Annotated in this window: 1 protein-coding gene; it reads right to left on the reverse strand. The window is 58.7% G+C overall.

Annotated elements, in window-relative coordinates; translation table 11 throughout:
- Positions 1–165: 165 nt before the first annotated feature.
- Positions 166–402: hypothetical protein (locus tag OC23_RS19180; protein WP_201773433.1), on the reverse strand; the 237-nt coding region annotated here is incomplete at its 5' end.

The following is a 402-nucleotide window of genomic DNA, read 5'->3' on the forward strand; positions in this document are numbered from 1 at the left end:
GGCCGGCTTGATGCCGATCAGCAACCCGTTTGTGCGTTCGATAACCCCCCGAGCTGCAAGAACAGCCTTCTCGCGCTTGGAGCGCTGTTTTCGCGCGTCGTAGGCAGCCCAAATTGTCGCGGCAATGCCGACGATGCCAAGAATGGCGTCAAGAGTCATGGTTCTTCAAAACTGGGGAGTCACGCCGATGGTGGCGATTACGTCAGCTTGGCGCAAAGCGACGCCGAGTTCGGCGTACTGTGGATTGTCGCCGTTGTCGGAAAAGGCCCAGGTGTCATCGTGCAGGAGCTTCGCGTAGCGGATGGCGTTGTCGGCCGACTCGCCATCCAGAACGACCTTGGCGACGATCCTGTTGATGATTTCAGACTCGTAGCTATGGATCGTGGAGTCCGCGTAGGGTTC

It is taken from the genome of Acinetobacter sp. A47, assembly GCF_000805455.1.
Lineage (GTDB): Bacteria > Pseudomonadota > Gammaproteobacteria > Pseudomonadales > Moraxellaceae > Acinetobacter.